General features: G+C 43.9%; 6 protein-coding genes. 2 read left to right on the plus strand and 4 right to left on the minus strand.

Features of this window, described 5'->3' with window-relative positions; all coding sequences use genetic code 11:
* The first annotated feature begins 16 nt into the window (after positions 1-16).
* Positions 17-361 carry a hypothetical protein gene (locus AZ66_RS27960; RefSeq protein ID WP_231587084.1) on the plus strand — a complete coding sequence of 115 codons (345 nt, stop codon included), beginning with the start codon at positions 17-19 and terminating at the stop codon, positions 359-361.
* On the plus strand, positions 321-914 hold the full coding sequence (locus AZ66_RS27965) for a GNAT family N-acetyltransferase (protein ID WP_044357912.1): 594 nt from the start codon (positions 321-323) through the stop codon (positions 912-914). The genes AZ66_RS27960 and AZ66_RS27965 overlap by 41 nt, the downstream gene beginning before the upstream one ends.
* Before the next feature lie 122 nt (positions 915-1,036).
* Here AZ66_RS27965 and AZ66_RS27970 read toward each other — a convergent pair whose 3' ends face one another.
* The 4 genes from AZ66_RS27970 to AZ66_RS27985 form a co-directional block, all read right to left on the minus strand.
* Entirely contained in the window at positions 1,037-1,339 is a 303-nt protein-coding gene (locus tag AZ66_RS27970) for a DUF5316 family protein (protein WP_021260367.1), read from the minus strand.
* Positions 1,340-1,489: 150 nt separating this feature from the next.
* Positions 1,490-2,194 carry a VOC family protein gene (locus AZ66_RS27975; RefSeq protein ID WP_044357914.1) on the minus strand — a complete coding sequence of 235 codons (705 nt, stop codon included), beginning with the start codon at positions 2,192-2,194 and terminating at the stop codon, positions 1,490-1,492.
* 33 nt (positions 2,195-2,227) lie between these two features.
* Entirely contained in the window at positions 2,228-2,617 is a 390-nt protein-coding gene (locus tag AZ66_RS27980; RefSeq protein WP_021260365.1) for a MerR family transcriptional regulator, read from the minus strand.
* Positions 2,618-2,860: 243 nt separating this feature from the next.
* The coding region (locus AZ66_RS27985; protein WP_044357918.1) for an MBL fold metallo-hydrolase at positions 2,861-3,428 on the minus strand (568 nt) is incomplete at its 5' end.

Raw genomic sequence — 3,428 nt, forward strand, 5'->3', positions numbered from 1 at the left:
ATAGGAGACGTACTTCGTGCATAAGCTTGCTGGATTGGATTTGAATCAGTATGGAACGATTGTGTTAGGATGTACGCATTATCCCTATTACAAGCACATATTGAGAGACATTATCCCTGATCACATCCAGCTTATAGACGGCAGCCATGGCACCGTGCAGCGTCTAGCACAAGTAATGCAGGAAAACCAGCTGAAGCAGTCATCAGATACGTCAGTTCGCCCTTCAATTCAATTTATGTGTTCAAGCCATGAGCAGCAATACATAGACAAGTTACAGACTGCACTCTATACCTATCAGACCTTCGGGGGAATGGATACGAATGAACAATCAATTGTTCGAGCTGACGGGGAGCAGTGCTAAGCTGATCCCGATGCTTCCTGAACATAAGGAAGATTTATATGAAGCAGCATCTCATCCTGATATTTGGCACTACTTGCCGCGCACCATCCGCAGTCTTGCGGATGCAGAACGAGTGATTCATGATGCTGTTCTGAATCGCGAGAAGGGGACTGAGTATCCATTCGTTGTCATTGATCAGCTTACAGAGCGAATTATTGGCGCAACGAGAATAATGAATTTGTCTGCCTTGCATCGATATGCCGAGATTGGCGGCACATGGTATCATCCTTCTGTATGGCGTACTCGCATCAATACAGAGTGCAAGTATTTGCTGCTGCAATATTGCTTTGAACAGCTGCATACGATTCGTGTTCAGCTGACGGCAGATGTGCGCAATGAGCGCTCGAATCGCGCCATTCAACGGTTAGGAGCCGTATACGAAGGGAAATTGCGCCGACATCGGGTGATGGAGGATGGGTATATTCGCGACTCGAATGTGTACAGCATAGTTGATGAGGAATGGCCACAGGTGAAGGAGAGGCTCGAGCAATATTTGAACCAGGTTTATGTGTAGTTATACCGCTACTCAATCGCTCAATTCGCAGTTATGTATCTATAATACAAAGAGAGGATGTGCCCACCAAGTAGATGGGGCTAACATCCTCTCTTCTTATATATGATGATTAAGCCGCTCGCTTATAGGACAAAAGCAAAGATGATGATGGATGTTATAATACTCGGCAGCCCAATTAAAAACATCGTCCCGCTGAATTTAATATTTCTTCGATGGTCTTCTTCTGGAATATGGCCCATATTAAATTTAAGCTTCGTATCATCCCTGAATAGACCCGAGAAAAGGGAACCGACTACCCACAACCCTAAACCTAAATAGCAATTGATGTTGAATAAGGAGCGGAGATCTCCATTTTGCCAAATGTACACATACAATACTGAAAGTACAATGAGAACGAGCCCAATTGCGAGACGTCGTAAGATCATATCATACCTCCTTGAATTCCACTATTACCCATCATACACCAAATTCAATCTATGTGAAAGTTAGATCAAAATAAATTCGAATAAAATCAATCAAAAAAACGAGTATAGAATTTATGATGGCGAACAAGGAGACTTATGAAGCCAGTATCCTTACGAAGTTATTTGTACACCCTGAGATGTACACAGAATACGGAATGTATCGCTATCCTTCTTCAAAACAACGGCGTTAAACCCTGAAGTTTCATTTGTATCGGTATGACGAAGTGATAACCAACCACGATCAAGCAAGAATATCCGATCCAGGCTGCCGGAATCTGTTGCAATGGATGCTTGTAGCTGGTAGGCGCTGGAATACACAGATAGATCCTCTTCAATATTCGTTGTTTGAATTTCGACTCCTATCAATGTATATGAACTAGGCCAAACACGCGATTGCTCGTACTCGATTAACCACGGCATTTGTAGTCCAATGTAGGCCGTCTGAAAAGAGATATTGGTTCCGTCTTCTAATGGAGCGAGTTGATGGTTAGGTCCTATGTAAGGTATTCCTAGACTTCTTGCAGATTCAATAAGTGAAGGCAACCCTCCTGTAACTTCTAATGCGACTCCGAAAATCCCTGCACGCTGAGAGGCAAATGCAGCGAATGCTGAGCCCAATGGCGTCTTCTGTGCTTCTTCTAAATCCTCTAAGGCGATGAGTTCAATAAATCCCTCTCTTAAATAGGCAACCTGCCCAATTGTTCCAGGGAACGGAATGACTTGCTTCGAAAATATAATGCCAGTAGTCTCTTGAATAAGATGGACTGCTTGAGACAAATTAGGTACTGCAAGTGTAACATGATCCAAAAACAGCATAGGATATACCTCATTTCTTCTCAAATTACAATATTAATCCTCTGTTATATGTTGCTTCCAATGAGTAACTAGTTTTTCTAGTTGCCGCTCTGCTTCTCGTAATAATTGAATCTGTTCTCTTATCTCCTGAAGTCGTTCTTCATAAAATGCTGCAGTGCATTCAGCTTGATGATTGCTATTATTGCTGTTATTGCTGATACGCCCTGGCAACCCTTCACAGTTCTGAATAAGGCGCGCTAACTCATCAGTGCTAACTCCAAGCTTCAAGAATAACTGGATCATCTTAACGCGCTCCACATCGATGTCTTCGTATATGCGATACCCATTCTCTGAACGAGCGGGGGACAGCAGATGCTTCTGCTCGTAATAACGCAGGGACCGAAGACTGACTCCTGTAAGCTTAGATAATTCACGAATATGCATTGCTGGTACCAACTCCTTCATAATGCGGCCACAAACATAGTGTAAAGGATGACATGATGTGAAGGTCAATACGTAATAATCAATATTTCTATGAGCAAGCAGGAAATGTAAGAGTAGGAGCCAGTGAGGTAGAACAGAATGATTTTTACATTATCCGATTTGAAAAGTGTATGGTGTGTTGATTTCAAAAGGAAAGAAGAGGGAAGCTAACCACAATAGGATGTTGGTTAGCTTCCCTCTTTATTATGGCTTCGTTATCGACGAATGTGATAGTTGCAGGATCTGGTGGTGTATGTTCTGTTCGGACAGACCGCCATGATAACAGATAACGGTGTCAATCGGATATTTGGCCAGCTTGGAGAGAGAGTGAATTGCGCTGTCCATGTCCAGCGTCGCATGTGGGACGGGGCCTTGCAGCATTCCATCAACACTTATCATTGCGTCGGCGGCTATCAAGATACGGCTGCGCTCCAAATAGATGCTGACATGCCCTGCTGTATGGCCAGGGGTGTGAATAATGCGGATTCCGCCGCAGTAAGGAAGAACTTCATTATCCGTAATCAATCGGGTTATGTTCGCTGATGGATGCATGTCACACATGGCCAAGACCTTAGGACGATGTTCTTCTGGCAGCAACGGCAGAAGCTTCGCCATAGCTTCATGGCTTGTCTTAATGAGTGGATATTTGCCTTCTATGTAGGGGGCATCTTCGTGGTGCGCTATCACTTCGAGATGGCCGTTCTTGGCTGATACCACATCAGGTAGACTCCCGATATGATCGAGGTCTTGATGGGTAAGCAGGACAGCATGC

This window comes from Paenibacillus sp. E194 (assembly GCF_000935845.1).
GTDB classification, from domain to species: domain Bacteria; phylum Bacillota; class Bacilli; order Paenibacillales; family Paenibacillaceae; genus Paenibacillus_B; species Paenibacillus_B alvei_B.